The following is a 22015-nucleotide window of genomic DNA, read 5'->3' as shown; positions in this document are numbered from 1 at the left end:
CACCGGCCCCGCCCCCGGCCGGCACGCCGCGCACGGCGGGCCCGGCGCCGCCGGCATCGGACCGCCCTCGGCCGTGTCCTCCGCGCCACCCTCGCCCCTCACGCCCGCACCGGTCTCCACCGGCCCCGGCGCCGCCGCCCAGGTCTCCGCGCAGCCACCGCTGTCCTCACCGCCGTCCTCGGCCGCGTCCTCCCCGCCGCCCGCGCCCGCCACCGGGCACGGGCACGCCGGGACCGGCGCCCCGCACGGCCCGCTGGGCACCGGAGCGGCCGGCGGCCACGGGACGGGGCTCACGGAGGGGCCCGACGGCTCCGTACGACTGCCCGGCTCCCCGGTGCCGATCGGCCCCGGTCCGCGCGCCGCCGACGCCCGAAGCGGCCGGGCCGCCCCCGACGGCGGCCCCGCCACCGGCTGGGTCAGGCCACCGAGCGGCGGCCCCGGAGTAGGACACGGCGGCGCCCCGGGCGGCCACCCGACCGGGCACGCCCCGGGCGGCCACCCGCCCCGCGACGACGTGCCCCACCCGCCCGCGCGCGCCGGCCACCCCGCGCAGCCGCACGGCGGCGACGGCGAGCCCGGCGCCGGCGACCCGGCGGCCGGCCGCTGGCGCCCCTGGCGGTTTCGGATGTCCAACGACGTGTGGGGCACCCCCACCGTCGCCGGCGACCTGCTCTACGTCACCTCCTTCGAGGTCCACGCGCTGGACACCGGCACCGGCCGGCGCGTCTTCCGTACCCGCGACGTCGCCTGGGCGATGGCCGTCTCCGGCGGGCGCATCCACGCCTCCGACGGCACGACGCTGTACGCGCTGGACGCCGCCGACGGGGCCGAGCGGTGGCGCCTTTCCACCGAAGGCTGGGTCTACTCGCTCTCCGTGGACCGGGGCACCGTCGTCACCGGCACCCGGGGCGGCGGCGTCCAGGCGTGGGAGGCGGCCAACGGCGAACTCCTGTGGGAGATGAGCGGCGCCCAGACGGATTTCGAGACCCCGGAGTCGGGCCCGCTCATCCACGACGACACCGTCTACGTCTGGTCGGACGCGCGACTGCGCGCCCTGGAGGCCCGCACCGGCGTCGAGCGCTGGTCCTACCCCGTGGGCGACGCGGCCTCCTGCGGCGGCGTACCGGTACGACTGCTGCACGCGCCCGACGGCGTCGCCTACATCACGGCCGGCACCCGCGTCCTGGCCATCGACATCGCCCACGGCGACGTGCGCTGGCGCTTCGAGGCCCCGGCCGTCTTCCTCAGCCCGCCCGCGTTCGCGCCGGGCGCCGCCGTCGCCGGTGGCGGCATCTACATCGCCGACTACCTGGGCACCGTCTACGCCCTGGACGCGGCCAACGGCCGCGACCGCTGGCGCATCGCCACCGAGCCACGGCAGTCCGTCGAGCCGGTCCTGGTCGCCGCCGGCTCCGTGCACCTGGGCAGCGGCGGCGCCCTGTACACACTCGACGCCGTGACCGGCACCCCCAAGTGGCGTTTCGCCGCCGGCGGCGAGGTCGTCGGCGCCCCGGTCGTCGCCGAGGGCCGGGTCCACTTCGGCTCCGCCGACCACTGCCTGTACACGGTGGACGCCACCGGCGGCCAACTCCGCTGGAAGCTCGCCACCGGCGGCGAGATCACCGGTTCGCCGGTGGCCGTCGCGGGCGTCGTCTACGCCTGCAGCAAGGACCGCTGCGTCTACGCGCTGGACGCCGCCAAGGGCACGGGCCTCTCCCGCCCACCCGCCGCCCGCCACCCGTAACCCCCTCGGGAGCGCCCCCGCCGGACGAGACGGCCGCGCCGCCCCTCCTTCGCCGGCCTCTGCGCTGGCCCGAGCCTGAGTGCGGGGAGTGGGGTGCGGGGCGTCGGTCGGCGACGCGACACGCGCCTGACGGACGCCGACCCTCCGGTTGCGGGCGTGGGGCGCGCACGGGCGTGGGGTATCCATGGGCGCGGGTGTCCGTGGGCCGCGCGGGCGTGGGCGCGTGAGGCGTGCCCGGCATGGGTGGCATGCGTGGGCACGGAGACATGGATCCGTGAGCACCGGTCGAGCCCCTTGATCCCCGGTCGTGTCGGCCGCCCCGCCCTCCGCGCGCCTCTGCCCCGCGCCCGCCTCCGCCCCGCGCCCGTCTCCGCCATGCGTCCGTTCCCACCGTGGTGCCCCAGCCGAGGCGCGCTCGCTCGGCTCAGGCCCGCTCGTCGTCCCCGGTACGGCGCCAGCCGTCGGCGTACCCGTCGCCGCCAGCGCCCCGACCGCCGCCCCCGCCCTCACCTGTGCCCTCGCCCTCACCCTCGCCGGGCCCCGCGCCCGCGATCCGCCCGCCGCCGTCGGCGTACGCGGTGTCGGCCTCGCCGCCCCGCGTGTCCCCAGCCGGCCCGGCGTCGGGGGCCGGCCCGTCGTCCCCGGCCGGCTCGCCGTCCCGGGCGTACCAGCCGTTCGCCACGGGGGGCCCGCCGTCGTGGTCCGCCGCGCGGTTCCCGTCCGGGGCCCGCTCACGGTCGGCGCCGTAGGCGTCGTCAGCGTCGCCCGCGTACCCGGCCGGGGGCTGGTCGGCGTCGTACCGGACGGGTTGGGGCAGGGTGCGCTCGGTGTCGGACTCCGGCGGGGGGACGCGGCCCGGCCACGGCGCCCCGCCCCGCTCGCCGGCACCCGACCCACCCACGGGCGCGCGGTCCGCGCCCCCCGCTCCCCACACCCCCACATCCGCGTGGTCCGGACCGTCCGCACCTGGGGCCACGCCCCAGGCCGACGCCGGCTGCCACCCCGTGTCGGGCCCGGTGCCCGTGCCGTACGTCGGGTCCCCGCCGTGTCCGTGCGCCAGGCCCGCCTCGCGTGGGTCGCTCGCCGGATCGGGGCCGGTGGCGTGGTGGTCGAAAACGCGGTCGGGGGCGTGCCGACCGGAGTCGGGGGCGTCGGTGTCGGCGGTGACCGGTGGCATTTCGATCGTCTTGTCCTGACGGTCGGCCTGTGGCGCCGTGGGCCAGGTGATGCGGGGGGTGGGGCCGGTGCCGGTGCCCGCGCTGCTGCCGGCGCTGGAACCGGTCGCGTACGGCGGGTGCGCGCCGGCACGGGCCGCCGGTCCGTACGCGGCGGGCGGGGGCGCGTACGGGTCCCGTGGATACGCCCCCGGCTCGTACGGGTCGCGCGGGTACCCGCCGGAGGCGTAGCCCGTGGGCGGTGGCGGCGCACCGTCGCGCGCGCCGCCGGCCCTACGGGAAGCGGGTCCGCGACGCGCGGGCCCACCACCGGCGCTCACGACTGACGGTGAACCCCCATGACCCGTAGGGCCGCCTTGCCCCGTCGGCCCCGCGTGCCCGGTGTAGGTCGGATGCGCCCCGTACGCTCCGGGGCGCGCCACCTCGCCCTGGCGTACGCCGTCGTCGCCGGCGAGCGGTTTCGCGCGCCGGCCTCGGCGCGTCGGGCGTCCGCCCAGCACGGCCGACGCGATCAGCAGCAGCAGCGCGCCACCGAGTGCGCCCGCGACCCCGGGGCCCAGCCCGTTGCCGTCGCCGTCGACCATCAGGCTGCCCGCCGCCTGGCCCTGGCGGACCATCCACAACACCGTGAAGCCCAGCGCCACCAGCCCGGCCAGCGCGACCAGCGGACGTCTGCGGGATACCAGGCCCACCAGCGCGAGCACCGCGGCGCAGGCCATCGGCAGGAACAGCGAACGCAGCAGCCCGACCTCGATCCCGCGCGCGCCGTCCAGCCCGCCGAACAGGTCGTCCACGCGCACGTCGCGACCGTGACGGCCGTCGTACCAGGCACGGAAGGGGCTCCAGACGACGGCCGTCGCTCCGATGAGAGCGATGAGGTTCCCGAAGACGTTGCGGACCATCCCCGACTCCTCGTCCTCGCGTAGACGCTCTCCCTCACGACGCTACGCCCGCCCCGTCACCCCTGCCACGCGAGAGACACGCTCGGTAACGGAGCGGGGGGAGTTGGTGAAGAGATGAATCAACGAGGTGGAAGGGAACCGATTTCGCTCCGGCGGCGTGGTGGAATGCAGACCCGCCACGGGTGATCACCCAGTGGTCCGGCACCGCCCGGACGGCCGTGCGTGACGCGCTCTCGCCGAGCGCGCCGTGGCCGGGTTCACCCCTCGCCCAGCCGGGCCGACCCCGCGTCGACGCGGCTCTCCGCGAGGGGGCGGGGGTGTCGCTTCCTTGCTTTATGCTGGCGTGCACCTGTCAGCAGGTGATATCTGGCCTGTAATGGCCTTTTCCACGGGGGTTCTTCATGCTTGTGCGTCGCCGTCGCCATCTGCGCGTGGTCGCCATGGTCGCCGTCGTCTTCATCGCCCTGACCGGGGCCCGACGCAGCGGCGGGGGTGGTTGTGACGACGGAGGCGGCAGCAGCGGCTCGTCGTCCAACGACGGCTTCGTCTCGGGCAGCACGTCGGGCGGCAGCACGTCCGGCGGCGGCACGTCGATCGGTGGCACCTCGGGTGACAGCTCCTCCGGCGGCGACTCGTACAGCGGTGGCTCCTACGGCGGCTACTCGTCGTCCTCGTCGTCCTCCTCGGGTTCCTCCTCCGGCTACACGCCCTCGCCCACCCCCACCGAGTCGACCTTCGACAGCGACGTGACCGACGAGACGAGCGGCAGCAACTGCCGCTACGACGAGAGCACGCGCAAGCTCCAGTACGACGTGACCGTGCGCAACCCGTCCACGACCACGACCTACGACTACTCGATCTCCGTCCGCTGGGAGAAGAGCTCCGACAAGCTCCCGATGGGCAGTGACTTCCAGCGCGTCACGGTCAGCCCCGGCCAGTCCCAGACGGTCTCCGCGTCGAGCTACTACACCTTCACCGAGCAGACGTACTACACCTGCAAGGTCGCCAACGCCACCAAGTCCGCGCGCTAGAGGGGGGTTCGACCGCGCACGGCGGTCCGCTCGGGCGAGGTGCCGTGAGTCGGATCGCCGAGGCGCGGGGGCGGAAGCCGGGGGCCGACCTGTGCGAAGAGGGCCGCGTGGGCGGTCTCCGATACGTCGCGTCGACAGGTTCGCGTCGCCGTGGTCGCGCGGCACGCACGGGAACAGGCCACGTCTGTCGCCGGACGCCCCGTAGCGGCTGCCCTCCGCGTGGCCCGCTCACGCGCGACAGGTCGTCCGTCGACGTGGCCGCGTACCCCTGTCCCGGAACACGCCACGGACGGCGAGAAGCACACGACCTTCATCGAAAGCGCGAGATCGGGCGTGCCCACGCCCTCCGAGTTCGGGACCGCACGCGTACTGGCCGTGGGGGCGGGGGTGGATTCGGCTGGCCGGTGGGAGCACCGGCCAGCCGCGATGCCGGTGAGTCCGGTCTGCCGCGAAGTGCGCGTCACCGCCCACCGCGCGACACGAGAGGTGGGCGGATCGGTCGAGGAGGCCCCGTGCGCGTGTCATGTGCACCCGCGTCGGGGCTGGCAGGCGCCCTCGACGCTGGTGAAACGATTACGCGTACGCGGTCGGGCTCTCCGCGTCAGCGCAGCACGCTGTCCGGATGTCCGTCCAGCGGGGCCGCCGACGCACGGTCGGAGTGGTTGTCCTGCGCCGATATAGGCGCGATGTCGGGATGTTGGTCAGCGGCTGCCGTGGTCGTGGTGCCCACGGCCAGCGCGGCGGCGAACAGGGCCGCGACACACAGTTTCTGTGAAGGTGACATTCCAACTCCTTGTCAGGGGTGCATTGCTGTTCACTGAGTGAAACCCAAACGATCAGTGAAGCCGTGCGTCATTGGCTTGTTTGTCTTGAAGCGGTCGGTGCCGGCGGGAGAGGTATACCCCGAAAAGGAGCAGGGCCGGCAACGATGGCTCCCCCTCCTCGCCATCGGTGCCGGCCCTCGTTCAGTGCGACCTGTCGCGCTTGGTGCCGGTGCGCGCGGCGGGTCGCTTAGGCCGCCCCGCCGTCCGGGTGGTTGTCCTGGGTGGTGAGGTCCGTGTCGTCGGGGTGGTTGTCCTTCGTCTTCATCTTCGTCCCATCCGGGTGGTTGTCGTTGGCCACAACATCCGCGCTGTCCGGGTGGTTGTCCAGCGTTCCGACACCCACCGCGTCCGGGTGGTTGTCCAGCGGCCGGACCACCGGGCGCTTCGGTTTGGTGGCGCTGTCCGGGTGGTTATCCAAAGTGGTGACGACGTTGGACTCGGTGGTGCTCATGTTCTGTTCTCCCCGTTGGTGGTGATTTGTTCTGAGCGGTGTGGTCGAAATACCGCCCGGCGGCTCCCCCGTGGGCCGCCGGACGGATATCGTAGGCCGCTTTTCGCGCTGTGGCGCGGCCATATCCCCCCCGACCCGCTGCCCCCGGTGAGGCCGGTTGACGATACGAGAGTGACAGGCGGCGATAAACGATTGATGAACGCTCGACAGAGCGCTAGGCGGCAGCTGTCGGCGCCAGCAGCAGACGTACTTCCTCAGCCTCCACGGCGTGCAGCCGCTCGTGAATGGCGAGCGCCTCGGCCCAGCAGGCGCGGGCCCGGTCGACCTGACCGAGTCCCTGCAGGGCCTTGCCGAGCACCGTGAGTACGGTGCCGCGCCGCCACTCGCCGCCCACCAGGCGCAGTGCGAGGGCGCGCTCGGCGTTGGTGGCGGCCTCGGCCGGCCGCTGGGCCGCCAGGTGCACCTCGGCCAGCCGCGCGTGCGTGGAACCCTCCCAGAGCCGCTGCCGGTTGTCGCGGAACAGCGCGAGCGCCTCGGTGAGCTGCTCCAGCGCCTCCACGTACCGCTTGCCCTGGAACAGCGCCAGCCCCATGGCGTAGCGGCCGTTCGCCACGCGGAGGCCAAGACCCAGGCTGCTGTAGACGGCGACGCCCTCGGCGGCGAGTTCGATGGCGCTCTCGATGTGCCCCATGGCGGCGTGCGCGCGGGAGATGTTGCTCAGCGCTCCGGCGACGCCTGGCAGGTTGTCGTCGGCGCGGAAGGCGTCGAGGGCCTGGCGGAAGTACTTCTCGGAGTCCTCGTGGCGCTTTTGGTAGAGCGCGATGATGCCCCGGTCGTTGAGCGCCTCACAGGCCGGGACCGGGTCGTTGACGGAATGCGCGAGCTCTATGGCCCGTTGCGCCTCGGCATCCGCCTGGTTGAACCGGCTCGCCAGCCGGTGGGTGTGCGTGACCATCATCCGGGCCCGGCCCTCGGCGCGGGCGTCCGTGGCCGCCTGAGCCGCCTCGCGGACCACCAGGGCCGCCGTCTCGTACTGCCGGGAGTTGGCGCCGGACTCGGCCAGGTCCTTGCAGGCGAGCAGGAGGTCGGTCGCGCGGCGCAGGGTGCCCCCGGAGGCGAACTGCTGGATGCTCGCCAGCAGGCAGCCCGCCTCGACGAACAGCCAGTCGATGGCCGCCGTGCGGTCGAGGAACGCCAGCCCGGGATGACTGGTCTTCTCCAGGTGCTCGATCAGCCGGTCGCCGGGGCGCGCGTGCGCGAACACCTGTGACGCGCTGGCGAGGTAGAAGTCGAGCAGCCGGGACAGGGCCGCGTCCCGCTCGGCGGGCGGCAGTTCGTCCCGCTCGGCACATGCCCGCGCGTAGAGCCGTACGAGGTCGTGGAAGCGGTAGCGCCCCGGCGCCGCCGACTCCAGCAGGCTGGTGTCGACGATGCTCTCCAGCAGCGTCTCGGTCGCGTACGTGTCCAGGTCCAGCATGGCCGCCGCGGCGGCCAGGGAGATGTCGGGGCCGTCGGCGAGACCGAGGAGACGGAAGGCGCGGGCCTGCTGGGGCTCCAACTGGTCGTAGCCGAGTTCGAAGGTCGCCTTGACGGCGAGGTCGCCGGCCTGGAGCTCGTCGAGCCGATGGCGCTGGTCGGCCAGCTTGCGCGCCAGGACGGAGACCGTCCAGGTGCGTCGGGCGGCCAGCCGTGACGCCGCGATGCGGATGGCCAGTGGGAGGAACCCGCACGCGGCCACCACGTCCATGACCGCGTCGCGTTCCCCGGCGGTGCGGTCCTCGCCCACGATGCGCGTGAACAGGATGAGCGCCTCCTCGGGGCTCATCACGTCGAGGTCGACCAGATGGGCGCTTTCCAGGTCCACCATCCGCGACCTGCTGGTGATCAGGGCGGCACAACCCTCGGTGCCCGGCAGCAGCGGGCGTACCTGCGCGGCGTCGTGCGCATTGTCCAGCAGGGTCAGTATCCGGCGACCGGCCAGGGTCGAGCGGTAGAGCGCGGCGCGGTCCTCCAACGTGTCCGGAATGGCCTCGTCGGGCGTGCCCAGGGCGCGCAGGAACGAGCCCAGCACGGCGCCGGGTTCGGAGACGACGGGGCCGGCGCCCTGGAGGTCGACGTAGAGCTGGCCGTCGGGAAAGTGGTGGCGGGCCGCGTGGGCGACGTGGACGGCGAGCGTGGTCTTGCCGACGCCGCCGATGCCCGCGACCGCGGACACGGCCATCACGCTGCCCTCAGCCGTGTTGAGCTGGTTGCTCAGCTCGATCACGAAGCCAGCCCGGCCGGTGAAGTCGGCTACCGAGGCGGGTAGTTGGGCCGGGCGCACGAAGGTCGGCTGTACCTTGGCCTGCCCGCCTGGCGCCTGCGCGCTGAGGCTTGAGTCGCCCTGCAGAATGCGCTGCTGGAGCGCGGCCAACTCGGGACGTGGCTCGACCCCGAGTTCGTCGGCGAGCAGACGGCGCGTGTCCGCGTAGACGGCCAGAGCCTCCGCCTGGCGTCCGCTGCGATAGAGCCCGAGCATGAGCAGTTCCCGCAGCCGTTCGCGCAGCGGGTGAACAGCGGTCAGGGCCGTCAATTCGGAAATGGTCTCGGTGTGGTGCCCGAGTTCCATTTCCAGGTCCAGTCGCGTCTCGACGAGACTGATGCGCCACTCCAGCAGTCGGGCGCGCTGGTTTTCGACATAGGGGCCGGGTAGGCCCGCGAGCGGCTCGCCGTCCCACAGGTCGAGCGCCTCGGTGATGAGGTCGCACGCCACGGCCCGCTCTCCCGCGGCGCGTGCCTTCTCCGCCTCCGTGGCGAGGCGTTCGGCGCGATCGAGGTCGAGGGCCTCGGCGCGCACGCGCAGCGCGTAGCCGCCGGACTCGCTGACCAGCGACGCCGAATCCGCGCCGAAGGACTTCCGTAGCCGGGAGGCGTAGGTGCGAAGGGTGGCGATGGCCGCTTCCGGAGGCTCGTCGCCCCACAGGCCGTCGACCAGCTCGGCGGCGGTGGCGGTTCGCCCGTCGCGCAGGAGCAGGGCGGCCAGGAGCGCGCGTTGTTGCGGCGAGCCGGTGCTGAGCTGCTCGTCGCCGCGCCAGGCCCGCACGGGCCCGAGCACGGTGAAGCGCAGTTGGTGCGCCTGCCCCTGATCGTCGCCCATGGTCTCCCCTTGCCGTGTGTCTCCGCTTCGCTCGGGTCAGTTTGCCTTGTCGGCACCCTCCGCGTCAGTAGGGGCCGAGCCTCTCCACAAGGCCCGCAAGAGTTGGCCGATTCGCAATATCCGTGGCATCGACAGGGCGGTGGCGCATTGTGTGCCGGCGAGCGGAGGCCCGATGACTAACCCGGTGATGAACTCCGTAGTTGACACCGCGCTTGCCGGTATCCATGCCCCGATGGGGATATATCTCTACTTCCCATTGCATAGCCGATCTTCGTCGCCCGCGCTGACGGGGCGGCACTCGTCAGCGGAGGGGCGTTCTTTGGCCAGCCAGCCGCGGTCGCGACGTCTCGGATCTCCGGTGGACGTGCCGGTATCGGGATTTCGCTCGCGTGGGCACCGTAGGGCGTGGGCGGCGTCGGCGCCAGTGTCGATACCCGAGTTGACGCGGTCCGGACTTCGGGGAGCGGCGGCCGGCGGGTGCCTCGACGGGGCACCCCGACGGAACGGCTCGCCATCGCGCATTCGGGGCGCCAGCGGGTGTGCTCGGCGGACCCGTACGGAAGCAAACCGCGTACAAGATCACGCGGATGGGTGGCGGCGTTCGCGAATGTGACCTCCGGCGGAGCGCTGTCAGGGACCGCTCTCGACGGGGTGCCGGCATATGCCCATACGGTGTAAATGCGTAGCTCGTCGTGCCATTCGGCGGTGAAAAGAGACGCCTGGTCGCCGTGTCCGCTAAGTGCCCGTCCCCTTGCTGAGGGGTGAAGCGCGTGGACGCGTCACCGACAGCCCTGGCACGCTCACTTCCGTAGCGTCCGAAGGATCGCGGGGATAACGAATCCAGCGGACGCGGGGCCGGCGTTTCCACCGGCTCTCGGCGAACGGGGGACCCGCTCGCGCTCACCGTCGCGGAGATGGGCGCGACGCGGGGTCGCCGTTCCTGGAAAGGCGAGGCGGGGGCGCCTACTGGATTTCACCGTTGTATGCATTGATTGAGGACGGTTGATGAGGCCCGTCGCCTGTCGCGGCGCGGACGCGTCGCCGCCGACGGGGCACCGCCTTCCCGGCGAGCTCCTCGAAGTGAGGCCCGCCGGGCCGTCCCTCGCGACCGCCGTCCCCCACCGGACCGCGAAACCGGGGCACCGGCGCGACGGGCGGCCCTCTGGGTAGGCGACATCGCGTACGCGCGGTACACGGAAAGCGACTGGGCCAGTGGGCAGGCCCGGCGGGAATGAGGCCCGCGCGAGCGGGAGGGACGCGGCGAGCGCGGCGACACGGCGGGCGGCGTACCCCGGGGCCGACCTGCTGGACGTGCCTGTCGGTACGGCCGTCACACACGCTCGCCGCGTCCTGAAACCGCGCCGCCCGCACGGCTGGGTCCACACCCAGCCGACCGCCCCTGGCGCCGCCGCACGCGGCCGGATTCGCGCGGGGGCGGCCGCTCCACGGAGCTGCTGATACGAGGGGGCCGACGTGGATCGGCGGCCTGGGAAAGGGGCGCCGGTGGCTGAACCCACGCCGTTGGCACCCGTCGACGGCGTACGCCGGTCGCGGCCTACGCCCGACAGCGGCCGGGAGTTTCTCGGGCTCGATTCACTGTCCCAAAACGATCAGTGGCTGCTGAATCGACCGTTCACCATGTATGTGGCGTTGTACGTGACCGAGTGCGTTGTCGTGGTCGGCGCGTGCCCCGTTCCGCCAATCCATGCCAGTGGCATGTCGCGGTGTCACCACGCGACGCGTCGGCGCCGCGCGCATTGCTCTCCCTATCGCGCTCGACCACTCACGCCACCGCGTTCACGATGATCCTGAGCGTCTACGACACGGGGCGTTCCGTACCACGTACCTGCGGATTCCGGAAAAGGGGTGTTCCGCGCGGCCACGTGTTCCGAGCCCGGGGTCTGGCGGGGTGTCGGTGTCCACTACGTCGAGGAAGGCGATCCACGGCCGTACGCCCCCTTCCCGGTCGGCACCTGGCGCCACCAGACCGGAACGCGAGCCTCATTCCGAGCCGTCTGTCGGGCGCACGTCCCCTGTCCCGGTTCCTCCGTGGTCGTCGGCGCCCCGCGTGGTGCATTCGCTTATCGGACGGTTAGCGTCGTGCGCCACCCTGGGAGCGACGACGAGGGCTGACGCGGAGGGGAGTCATGAGCGCGAGCGAGCCGGACGTGACCCACAGCACGACGATGATGCGGCTCTACCAACACGCGGTGCGGGAGGGGGGAATCGAGCCCGGCTCCGCCGCGGGACTGCTTCGGGTGCCCGAGGACGAGGCCGGCTGGGCGGTGGCCCAGCTGCGGGAACTGGGGCTGCTGCGCCCGATGTCCATCGCGCACCCACGCCTTGTGGCCATCAACCCGCAGACCGCCGCCGCGGAGCGGGTGGGGCCGCGCGAACACGCGTTACGCGCCCAGCAGTCCGCACTGGCCCTCCAGCGCGCGGCGATCGAGGCGTTCACGCCCGTCCATCTGGAGGCCGCCATGGGGCAGGATCCGGCGGAGGGCGTGGAGGTGGTGGACGACCCGGAGCTCCTGCACAAGATGATCACCGAGCTGGCCGAGGTGTGTCAGACCGAGGCACGCGTCATCCAGCCGTTCGGTCTCCGTACGCAGGAGGAAGCGGACCGGGGCCTGCCCACGTACCTCGAACTCCTGGGCCGTGGGGTGCGACAGCGCACCCTGTGTCAGCACTCGACGCGCTACAGCGGCACCACCAAGCGGGGGGTGGCCGCGATGTCCGCCGCGGGAGCCGAGGTCAGGACGCTCGACGTGCTGCCGCCCCGGCTCATCGTGTTCGACCGTTCCCAGGCCATCCTTCCCGGTCCCGACGACGGGGAGCTGGCCGTGATCGTGCGCAACGCGGCCGTCGCCCGCTACGCCGCGGCCGTCTTCGACCTCTTCTGGATGACCGCGGCGCCGTTCCACGGCGTAGGCCAGGGCGTGCCGGACCGGGAGATCTCCCGCGACATCGACTCGGCGATCACCAGACTCCTCGCGACGGGAGCGAAGGACGAGGTCATCGCCCGCCGGCTGGGCGTCTCGCTGCGTACCTGCCGCCGGCGCATCGCGCACCTCATGGACGACATCGGCGCCGACAGCCGCTTCCAGGCGGGCTACCTGGCCCGCAAGTACGAGGAAGAGGAAGCCGCTGCCCGCGCGACCGAGACCGCGGCCTCTCCCGGCCCGGGCGGGGTGCTGCAAGGGGCGGTGCGGGCCGGCTAGCCCGGACACGTACGGGGTCAGGACGTCAGCCCGGGCTGGGCACGCGAGGAGAAGGGCGCGGCGAACTGGGCGAGCAACTGGCGGACCTCGGCGACCTCGTGGGCATCCACGCGCTCGTGGACGGCGAGCGCCTCGTGCCAGCAGACACGAGCGCGATCGAGTTGTCCGAGGCCGGCCAGGGCCCTGCCCAGCGCGGTGAGCACGGTGGCGCGGCGCCAGTCGCCGCCCGCGTACCGCAAATGGTCCAGTGCCTGTTCGGCGTGGGCCGCCGCCAGGGCCGGCTCGTCGCTCGCCAGGTGGACTTCCGCCATGCGGTACCGCGTCATGCCCAGCCACAGCGCCTGCCGGTTGCTCGCGAACACGGCGAGCGCGCCCGTGAACTGCTCCAGCGCCTCGTCACGCCGCCCGCTCTTGCCCAGCGCGAGCCCGTACGCGTACAGCGCGTTGCCCAGCCGCAGCGAGGTGCCGTGCTGTCGGTAGATGGCGAGGGACCGCGCGGCGTGCTCGACCGCCTGGTCCACCCGTCCGAGGGCCGCGTGGACGTGGGAGAGGTTGGCGAGGGCGCTCGCCTCGCCGGGCAGGTTGCCGTCGGCCCGAAAGGCGGCCAGCGCCTGCGTGAGATACCGCTCGGCCACGCTCCACTGCCGCAGGTAGATCGGTACGATGCCGCGCTCGTTCGCCGCCTGGCCGCAGGCAACCGGGTCGTTCTCGACGGCGCCGATACGCATGGCACGCTCGGCCTCGGCCACGGCCTGGTCGAACCGGCCGGCCAGACTGTGAGTGAACGCCAGCACGGTGCGCGCCCGCCCCTCGGCGCGCGTGTCCCCGGCCCGCACGGCCGATCGCAGCACCTCGCTGGCAGCCTGTAGATACGAGGGGGAGTGCGCACCCGACTCGGCCAGGTCGCGACAGGACTGCAACAGGTCGACAGAGCGTCGCAGGGTCTCACCGACCGCCAGCTGTCGCGCGGTGGCCAACAGGGCCGTCGCCTCGGTGTGCTGCCAGTCGATGCCGGGACCGCTCTCGGCGAAGGTGAGACCGGGGTACGTGGTCGGCCCCAGGTGGTCCACCACCCGGTCGCCCGGCCGGCTCAGCGCGTACACGTGCATCGCCGTCGCCAGGTAGAAGTCCAGGAGGCGGGAGAGGGCGGCCTCGCGGTGGGGTGGGGGGTGGTCCGTTTCGGCGCGGGCGCGGGCGTAGAGGCGGACCAGGTCGTGGAAGCGGTAGCGGCCGGGTGTGGTGGCCTCCAGCAGGGACGCGTCGACGAGGGACTCGACGAGGTCCTCCGCGGTGGGGGCGGGCAGGTCCAGGAGGGCGGCGGCGGCCGGCAGGGCGATGTCGGGGGCCTCGGGCAGGCCCAGCAGGCAGAACGCGCGGGCCTGGGCGGGATCGAGCTGGGCGTAGCCGAGTTCGAAGCTGGCCGCGACGGCCAGGTCACCCACGCGTAACTCGTCCAACCGGTGGCGCTCGTCGGCGAGTTTGGCCGCGAGCGTGGCCACGCTCCAGCGGCGCCGGGTGGCCAGCCGGGAGGCGGCGATCCGGATGGCCAGCGGCAGATGACCGCAGGCGGCCACGACCGTGGCGGCGGCCTGGGGCTCGTCGCCGATGCGCTCGCGGCCCACGATGCGGGTGAACAGCGCGCGGGACTCCGCGGGCGTGGTCACGTCCAGATCGACGAGCAGAGCCCCGTCCAACGCGAGGTGGGTACGGCTGGTGACCAGCGCGGCGCAGCCTTCCGCGCCGGGCAGGAGGGGCCTGACCTGGCTGGCGTCGCGTGCGTTGTCCAACAGGGCCAGGACGCGACGGCCGGCGAGCGTGCTGCGGTACAGGGCGGCCCGCTCCTCCGCGCCGTCGGGAATGGCCTCGTACGGGATGCCGAGGGCGCGCAGGAAGGAGCCCAGGACGACCTCGGGCTCGACGGGGTCGGGGCCGGCGCCCTGGAGGTTGACGTAGAGCTGCCCGTCGGGGAAGTGGTGCCGGGCGTGGTGCGCGACGTGGACGGCGAGTGTGGTCTTGCCGACGCCGCCGATGCCGGCCACCGCCGCCACCGCCATGGCCGACCCGTCGGCCGCGCCCAGGTGGTGCGTCAGCCGCGCCACGACCTCGGCGCGGCCCGTGAAGTCGGCCACCGAGGCGGGCAACTGCGCGGGCCGCACCTCGGGGCCCGGCCGCGCGGCGCCGCGCGGGGCGGTGGGTGGGTTGAGCGACCGGTCCGCGCGCAGAATCCGCTGCTGCAACGCGGACAGCTCCGGACGCGGATCCACGCCCAACTCCTCGGCCAGCAGCCGCCGCGTGTCGGCGTACACCGCCAGCGCCTCCGCCTGCCGGCCGCAGCGGTACAGGGCCAGCATCAGCAGTTCCCGCAGCCGCTCGCGCAACGGGTGGGCGGCGGTGAGCGCCGTCAGCTCGGCCACGCACTCGGCGGGGCGGCCCGTCATCAGGTCCAGCTCCAGGCGGCTCTCCAGCAACCCCACGCGCCACTCCTCCAGGCGCCCGCGCTCCGACTCCGCGTACGGCCCCGGCACGCCCGCCAGCGTCTCCCCGTCCCACAGCTCCAGCGCCCGCTGGAGCAACTCCTTGGCGCGCCGGTGGTCACCACCGGCGCTCGCCGCGTCGGCCCGCGTGCGCAACTCCTGTGCTCGCCCCAGGTCCAGGGCCCGCGCCGGCACCCGCATCGCGTACCCGCCCGACTCGCTGACCAGCAGGTCCGCGTCCGCTCCGAAGCTCTTTCGCAGCCGGGAGGCGTGGTTGCGCAACGCGGCGACGGCGGCGTCCGGCGGCTGCGTGCCCCACAGGTCCTCGATCAACTCGGGCGCGGTCGCCGTACGCCCACGGCGCAAGAGCAACGCGGCCAGCAGGGCCCGCCGTTGCGGCGACCCCACGTCGAGCGGCTGCCCGTCCCGACACACTCGCACCGGCCCCAGCACGTGGAACCCCAGCCCGGGGTGGGCCGTGGCACCTTGCCGGTCCACGGGGTCGGGGCGGTCGCCCTTGGCCGGCTCTGTGGGGCGGCCCGTCGCTTCCTGGTGGTTCCCCTTCTCCGGGTGGCCCGTCGGTTCCCGGCGGTCCACGGGGGCGGGGGCGGGGGCGTTGGCGGTCTCCGGGTGGTCCGTCGTTTCCGGGCGGGTGTCGTGGTGCGGGCGGGCGTGGTGGTGGGCGCCCGCCTCGGGCTCCGCGCCCGCCTCGGGCCACGCGCCCGCCCCGGGCCACGCGCCCGGCGCGGGCCTCGGGCGGTCCGCGACCCCCCGGCGGACGGGGGCTTCCGGGCGCTCCGTGACGCCCGCGCGGTCCACGGTCGACGCGCGCTCCACGGACCCCGCGTGCCGCTCCTCCGGCTCCCGTCCCGTCCGCTCCCACGGCCGACCCCCACCCGCCATGGCTTCCCTCCCCAGGCATAGACCAGCGCGGTGCCAGGCCAGTTTGCCGCGTTCCGCACCTTCACAAGGCGGATCACCGGGACTGCCGACGTCACTGTCCGACCATGGCCCGAAGCGGATGGTGACTGCCTCGTTACCGTCGCTCTCGGCGTTGCGGTGGGCGGCCGGGCGGGGGAGTGAGTGTGCCCGTGGTGGCACACACGACGGGAGCGCGCCCCGCCCGCGCGCGGCGGCGGGCGTGCGGAACGCCGTAGCCCACCGCGCCCGGCAGCCCGGCCCACCCAGCGAGCCCCGGCCCCCACTGGGCACCCCGCCCGGCCCGGCGGCACCCCGGTCCCGGCCGGGCGGCAGCCCGCGATCGCGGCACGACAGCCCGCCCCCCCGAAGCCGCCCGCCCTGCCGCACCCCGCCCCGAGGGTGGGCCTCGCCTCGTCCTCAGTGGTCGCCGAGGAAGACGGGGTTGGTCATGGCGGCCATCGGGCCGGGTATGCCCGACGTTCCGCTGTCGGTCGGGGCGTGGCGGACCTCGGCCCGTACGTACGCGGCGTACGAGGGCGTGGTCTGCCATTCGACGGTGCCGGTGCCCGAGGCGGGGGTCGGTGTGGTGAGGAGCTGGCCCTGGTCGGTGAGGAAGCGGACCGTGCCCTTCGCGGGGGCGCCCGTCATCTCCAGACGGACCGTGATCCGCTCGTCCCGGGCAGCTGGGAGGCGGTCCCCGATGCCGGCGTGGCGTCCGCGTCCGTCCAGGGCCGTGAATGTCAGGTCGATCGCGGCGGACTCGGCGATCCAACTGTGCCCGGCCTTGATGCCGGCGAGGACGGCGTGTCGGGAGAGGTCGTCGGCCAACACCACCGTCTGGGGGAGGCCCACCGTCTGGCCCTCGCGGTGGGCGTCGCTGTTGCCCATCGCCGGCAGCCACGGCCTGCCCCCGCGCACGGCCGCCACCAGGGCGTTGTCCCACTCGGCGATCGAGACGTCGTCCTCCAGCGTGAACGGGCCGTTCCACACCTCGACCGCGTCCGCGTCGTTGAAGCCGAACTTCCAGTTGCAGCCGACGCAGGACGCGTGCGGATGGGCCGGTACGACCAGGCCGTCGGCCTGGCGGATCCTGCGGGCGAAGCGGCCGAAGGCGTTGTCCCGGGCCCGGTAGCGCCAGTCCACGAAGGTGCCGGGGTCCAGGCCGAGCGCCAGGACGTGTCCGTTGCGCGTGGTGATCTCCTCGCCGGCGAGGATCAGCAGATCGTCGCCCCACAGGCCCTCCCACGCGGCGTGCCCCGAACTCGTGTTGTGCTCCGTGGTGGTGAGGAAGTCCAGCCCGGCGGCCCGCGCCGCGTCCGCCACCTCGCGCGGGGTGCGCTTGCCGTCCGAGTGCACCGTGTGCAGGTGGCTGTCGCCCCGGTACCAGGCGCGACCCCGCCCCCTGGCGTGCCGTGGCGGGTAGACCGGGCGGGGGGTGCGCCCGCGCGCCCCGTACCGCAGGGTGATCGTCACCTCGTAGCGCAGGCCCTGGGGCGCGACCGTGTACGGGCCGAGCACCACGTGCCAGGTGCCGGCGCCGACCGGGCCCGGCAGATAGCCCGGCGTCGCGCGCTCCGCGCTGATCGTGAACTCCGTGCGCGCCCCGCCCGACCAGCCACGGAAGCCGCGCCCGCCGAGCTCGGTGCCCCGCTCGTCGAAGATGCCGATGTCACAGGCGTTGCCCTGGGTGCCGGCGGGCACGGCGGGCTTGTCGTAGCCGTAGGCGACGTGGATCTCCCGGACGCCGTCGGGCACCTCGATCGGCAGGTAGACGAAGTCCGGGGCGCCGGGCGGCAGTTCGCCGCTCACGCGCCGGCTCTGCTCGCCACGGCCGTCCGCCGCCTGGGCGAAGGTCACGGGGGTGAGCGTAAGCGCGCCCGCCGCGCCGGTGGCGGCCGACATTCTCAGTACGGACCGACGATCCATTTCCATCCCCCCATCAGCGGCCGACGCCCCGCCCCTACGCGGGTCGCCCGCACCCTCACCCGGCCCGCGGCGCCCGTGCCGGCCAGCGCCGTCGATCGCCGTCGCCCAAACGCGTGGCGATGCCCGCGACGGCGCCGCCACACCGGACGGAACAGCCCCCTCCACGCGCCGCGGAGGGAGACGAACCGCCGTGTGACAACTGTTGTACGCGTCCGTGACAGCGGCGGAAAGCCCTGTGGATAACCCGGTGACGTTGAGAGAACATACGTGCAGCAGCCCAGCTCACCCGGAGGTAGCAGTCGGCCATGCGGCTTTCCATCACCAACTTCCTGACCGATGAGACGGTCGGCCCGGTCCGGCTGGCGCGCGCGCTCGAAGAGCGGGGATTCGCCGGGCTCTACCTACCCGAACACACCCATATCCCGGTGGACGCCGCGTCCCGGATGCCCGGTGGCGGGCGTCCGCCGCGCGTCTACGGCCGCTCCCTGGACCCGTTCGTCGCGCTCAGCCAGGCGGCGGCCGTCACCGAGCGCCTGAGCCTGGGCACCGGCGTCGCCCTGATCGCCCAACACGATCCGATCGCCCTGGCCAAGCAGATCGCCACGCTCGACTTCCTCTCCGGAGGCCGGTTCACCCTGGGGCTGGGCTACGGCTGGCACGTCGAGGAGGCCGCCGACCACGGTGTCGTTTGGTCCACCCGGCGTGCGCTGGTGCGCGATCAGATGGCCGTCATGCGGGCGCTGTGGGCGGCGGAGCCGACCGGCCACGAGGGCACGTTCGTCTCCGTGCGGGCCAGCCACGCCCACCCCAAGCCGTCGCTCGCGCCGCGCGAGCGCGCCGACGCGCCCCTGACCGGGCCGCGCACGCTGATCGGGGGCTCGGCCGGGCCCAAGCTCTTCGCCCACATCGCCGAGTACGCGGACGGCTGGCTGCCGCTCGGCGGCCAGGGGCTGCCCGAGTCGCTGCCCGCGCTGCGTCAGGCGTGGTCGGACGCGGGCCGCCCCGGCGAGCCCGAGGTGGTGCCGTACCTGGTGCCGCCCTCCACCGAGACGCTCGCCCGCTTCGCCGACCTGGGCGTCACCGAGGTCGTGTTGCAGACGCCGACGGGCGACGAGACCACGGTGCTGCGGGCGCTCGACGCGTACGCGCAGTACCTGTGAGCCACCGTCGGTCCACCGTCGCTCCGGCCGTACGCGAGAGACACGAGTGGCCCCTGTGACATAGCCCGCAGCGATCTTCGCCGCCACTGTCGGAGGCCGCTCGTATCCTCAAGGAATGACGACGAGCGCACAGGGACAGGACCCCGAAGGACAGCCGCGGCGGTCGCGGCAGGCGCGGCAGTCGGACCCGGCCGCGCCCGATCGAACCCCCACTGACCAGGCCCTGCCGTGTCAGCCCGGGGAGGGATCGACGCGGCCCGGGACGCCGGCCGGCGCCACGTCGACCGTGCCGCTCGGCCTGCCCGGGATCGCCCCGGCCCGGCCCGCCGCCCCCACCGCCAACGCCATGCGCCGCGCGCTGCGCCGGGCGCGCGACGGGGTGGCCCTGGACGTCGACGAGGCCACGGTGTTGCTCCAGGCGCGCGGCGCCGACCTCGACGACCTCAGCGCCTCCGCCGCGCGCGTGCGGGACGCGGGCCTGGCCGCCGCCGGCCGGCCCGGCGTCATCACGTACTCGCGCAGCGTCTTCATCCCGCTCACCCGGCTGTGCCGGGACAAGTGCCACTACTGCACGTTCGCCACCGTCCCCGGCAAGCTGCGCCGCGCCGGCCACGGGATGTACATGTCGCCGGACGAGGTGCTGGCCATCGCCCGGCGCGGCGCCGAAATGGGCTGCAAGGAAGCGCTGATCACCCTCGGCGACAAGCCCGAGGACCGCTGGCCCGAGGCGCGCGCGTGGCTGGAGGCGGAGGGGTACGACGACACGATCTCCTACGTCCGGGCCATGGCCATCCGCGTCCTGGAGGAGACCGGGCTGCTGCCGCACCTCAACCCCGGGGTGCTGACCTGGACGGACTTCCAGCGGCTCAAGCCGGTCGCCCCGTCCATGGGGATGATGCTGGAGACCACGGCCGAGCGGCTGTGGAGCGAGCCGGGCGGACCCCACTACGGCTCGCCCGACAAGGAGCCCGCCGTGCGCCTGCGGGTGCTGGAGGACGCGGGTCGCAGCTCGGTGCCCTTCACCAGCGGACTGCTGATCGGCATCGGCGAGACGCACCAGGAGCGCGCGGAGTCCCTGTTCGCGCTGCGTCGCGTCGCGCGTGCCTACCACGGCATCCAGGAACTCATCATCCAGAACTTCCGCGCCAAACCGGACACCGCGATGCGCGCCGCCCCGGACGCGGAGCTGGACGACCTGGTGGCCACCGTCGCCGTGGCCCGCCACATCCTCGGCCCCTCCGTCAATCTCCAGGCCCCGCCCAACCTGGTCGACGGCGACGTGAACCAGCCAGCGGCCGGGGGCGCGTACGCGCGGCTGATCGGCGCGGGCATCGACGACTGGGGCGGCGTCTCACCGCTGACCCCCGACCACGTCAACCCCGAGCGCCCCTGGCCGCAGATCGACGCGCTCGCCGCGCACAGCGCCGCCGCCGGCTTCGAACTGCGTGAACGCCTGGCCGTCTACCCGGAGTTCGTCCAGCGCGGCGAACCCTGGCTCGACCCCCGGCTGCTCCCGCACGTCGGCGCGCTCGCCGACCCGCGGACCGGCCTGGCCGCGCCCCAGGCCATGCCGAAGGGCCTGCCCTGGCAGGAGCCCGACGAGGGCTTCGCGCTGCCCGCCTCCGGCACCGGCCGCACCGACCTGCACCACACCATCGACACCGAGGGCCGCACCGGCGACCGGCGCCAGGACTTCGACCACGTCTACGGCGACTGGGAGGCGCTGCGCGAGGCGGCGGCGCCCGGCATGGTGCCCTCGCGGATCGACGGTGACGTACGCGCCGCGCTGGCCGTGGCCGCCGACGACCCGACCCGGCTCACCGACGACGAGGCGTTGGCCCTGCTGCACGCCGACGGGGACGCGCTGGACGCGCTGTGCCGCGTCGCGGACGACCTGCGCCGCTCCGTGGTCGGCGACGACGTCACGTACATCGTCACCCGCAACATCAACTTCACCAACGTCTGCTACACCGGCTGCCGCTTCTGCGCCTTCGCCCAACGCCGCACCGACGCCGACGCGTACACCCTCTCCCTGTCCCAGGTCGCCGACCGCGCCGAGCAGGCGTGGGACGTGGGCGCGGTGGAGGTGTGCATGCAGGGTGGCATCCACCCGGACCTGCCCGGCACCGCCTACTTCGACATCGCGCGGGCCGTGAAGGAACGCGTGCCGGGCATGCACGTGCACGCGTTCTCACCGATGGAGGTCGTCAACGGCGCCACGCGCACCGGCCTGTCCATCCGCGAGTGGCTGACCGCCGCGCGCGAGGCGGGCCTCGACTCCCTTCCCGGCACCGCCGCAGAGATCCTCGACGACGAGGTGCGCTGGGTCCTGACCAAGGGCAAGCTGCCCACCGCCACCTGGGTCGAGGTCGTCTCCACCGCGCACGAGCTGGGTCTGCGCACCTCGTCCACGATGATGTACGGCCACGTGGACCAGCCGCGCCACTGGCTCGGCCACTTCCGGCAGCTCGCCAGCATGCAGCGGTCGGCCCTGGAGAAGGGCGTCGCGGGCTTCACGGAGTTCGTGACGCTGCCCTTCATCCACACCAACGCCCCCGTCTACCTCGCCGGCATCGCCCGCCCCGGGCCCACCACCCGGGACAACCGGGCCGTCACGGCGATGGCCCGTCTCCTGCTCCACCCGCACATCCCCAACATCCAGACGAGCTGGGTCAAGCTGGGCGCCGAGGGGGCGGCGGAGATGCTGCGCTCGGGCGCCAACGACCTGGGTGGCACGCTGATGGAGGAGACCATCTCCCGGATGGCCGGATCGGGTTACGGCTCCTACCGCTCTGTTCGCGACCTGGTCGCCATAGCCGAGGCGGCGGGCCGCCCGGCCCGGCCCAGGACGACGACGTACGGCGAGGTCCCGGCGGAGCGGCAGGCCGCCGCGCTGGCCTCCGATGGCCACCTGCCGCAGCTGCTGCCCGTGTTGGGCGACGGCGCCGCGTGAGCGCGCACCCGCCCGGCGGGCGGGGCGGGGCGGCGGCCTGAGCCCGACGTGACGAGCTGACCCGGCCCGGCCCGGCGGCGCGGCGGCGCCCCACGAC

General features: G+C 73.8%; 11 protein-coding genes. 5 read left to right on the top strand and 6 right to left on the bottom strand.

From position 1 onward, the window contains the following. The coding region (locus ACFVFR_RS31290; RefSeq protein WP_383707918.1) for a PQQ-binding-like beta-propeller repeat protein at positions 1 to 1744 on the top strand (1744 nt) is incomplete at its 5' end. A 424-nt stretch (positions 1745 to 2168) separates the two neighbouring features. On the opposite strand, the gene ACFVFR_RS31285 is transcribed toward ACFVFR_RS31290, so the two are convergent. Continuing rightward, positions 2169 to 3821, bottom strand: coding sequence for a hypothetical protein (locus tag ACFVFR_RS31285; protein WP_383707916.1), 1653 nt, complete (start codon positions 3819 to 3821; stop codon positions 2169 to 2171). A gap of 401 nt (positions 3822 to 4222) precedes the next feature. Between ACFVFR_RS31285 and ACFVFR_RS31280 the strand changes: the two genes are divergently transcribed. After that, positions 4223 to 4852 (top strand): hypothetical protein, encoded by a 630-nt coding sequence (locus ACFVFR_RS31280; RefSeq protein ID WP_383707914.1) that lies wholly within the window; start codon positions 4223 to 4225, stop codon positions 4850 to 4852. 601 nt (positions 4853 to 5453) lie between these two features. On the opposite strand, the gene ACFVFR_RS31275 is transcribed toward ACFVFR_RS31280, so the two are convergent. The 3 genes from ACFVFR_RS31275 to ACFVFR_RS31265 form a co-directional block, all read right to left on the bottom strand. Continuing rightward, a complete protein-coding gene (locus ACFVFR_RS31275; RefSeq protein WP_383707912.1) occupies positions 5454 to 5636 on the bottom strand; it encodes a hypothetical protein in 183 nt (60 codons plus the stop codon). 227 nt (positions 5637 to 5863) lie between these two features. Further along, positions 5864 to 6127 (bottom strand): hypothetical protein, encoded by a 264-nt coding sequence (locus tag ACFVFR_RS31270; protein ID WP_383707910.1) that lies wholly within the window; start codon positions 6125 to 6127, stop codon positions 5864 to 5866. Positions 6128 to 6341: 214 nt separating this feature from the next. Continuing rightward, the gene (locus tag ACFVFR_RS31265) at positions 6342 to 9263 is read right to left on the bottom strand and encodes a BTAD domain-containing putative transcriptional regulator (RefSeq protein WP_383707908.1); all 2922 of its coding nucleotides are present in this window, start codon (positions 9261 to 9263) and stop codon (positions 6342 to 6344) included. 2147 nt (positions 9264 to 11410) lie between these two features. Here ACFVFR_RS31265 and ACFVFR_RS31260 point away from each other — a divergent pair. After that, complete coding sequence (locus tag ACFVFR_RS31260; RefSeq protein ID WP_383707906.1) at positions 11411 to 12484, top strand: hypothetical protein; 1074 nt, start codon at positions 11411 to 11413, stop codon at positions 12482 to 12484. A 17-nt stretch (positions 12485 to 12501) separates the two neighbouring features. Here the strand turns inward: ACFVFR_RS31260 and ACFVFR_RS31255 are convergent, their stop codons facing one another. Both ACFVFR_RS31255 and ACFVFR_RS31250 read right to left on the bottom strand, forming a co-directional pair. Beyond that, positions 12502 to 15861 (bottom strand): BTAD domain-containing putative transcriptional regulator, encoded by a 3360-nt coding sequence (locus tag ACFVFR_RS31255; protein WP_383707904.1) that lies wholly within the window; start codon positions 15859 to 15861, stop codon positions 12502 to 12504. Positions 15862 to 16296: 435 nt separating this feature from the next. After that, the gene (locus ACFVFR_RS31250; protein WP_383707920.1) at positions 16297 to 17805 is read right to left on the bottom strand and encodes a CehA/McbA family metallohydrolase; all 1509 of its coding nucleotides are present in this window, start codon (positions 17803 to 17805) and stop codon (positions 16297 to 16299) included. Between the two features lie 305 nt (positions 17806 to 18110). On the opposite strand from ACFVFR_RS31250, the gene ACFVFR_RS31245 reads away from it, so the two are divergent. Together ACFVFR_RS31245 and ACFVFR_RS31240 are read left to right on the top strand one after the other, a co-directional pair. Further along, positions 18111 to 18965, top strand: coding sequence for a TIGR03619 family F420-dependent LLM class oxidoreductase (locus tag ACFVFR_RS31245; RefSeq protein ID WP_383707902.1), 855 nt, complete (start codon positions 18111 to 18113; stop codon positions 18963 to 18965). A gap of 115 nt (positions 18966 to 19080) precedes the next feature. After that, positions 19081 to 21918: a bifunctional FO biosynthesis protein CofGH gene (locus ACFVFR_RS31240; RefSeq protein WP_383707900.1), complete on the top strand. Its 2838-nt coding sequence runs from the start codon at positions 19081 to 19083 to the stop codon at positions 21916 to 21918. The last annotated feature ends 97 nt before the right edge of the window (positions 21919 to 22015 follow it).

It is taken from the genome of Streptomyces sp. NPDC057702 (genome assembly GCF_042799315.1).
Lineage (GTDB): Bacteria > Actinomycetota > Actinomycetes > Streptomycetales > Streptomycetaceae > Streptomyces.
The sequence above is the reverse complement of the archived record's forward strand: the minus strand, read 5'-3'. Positions and strand labels throughout refer to the sequence as shown.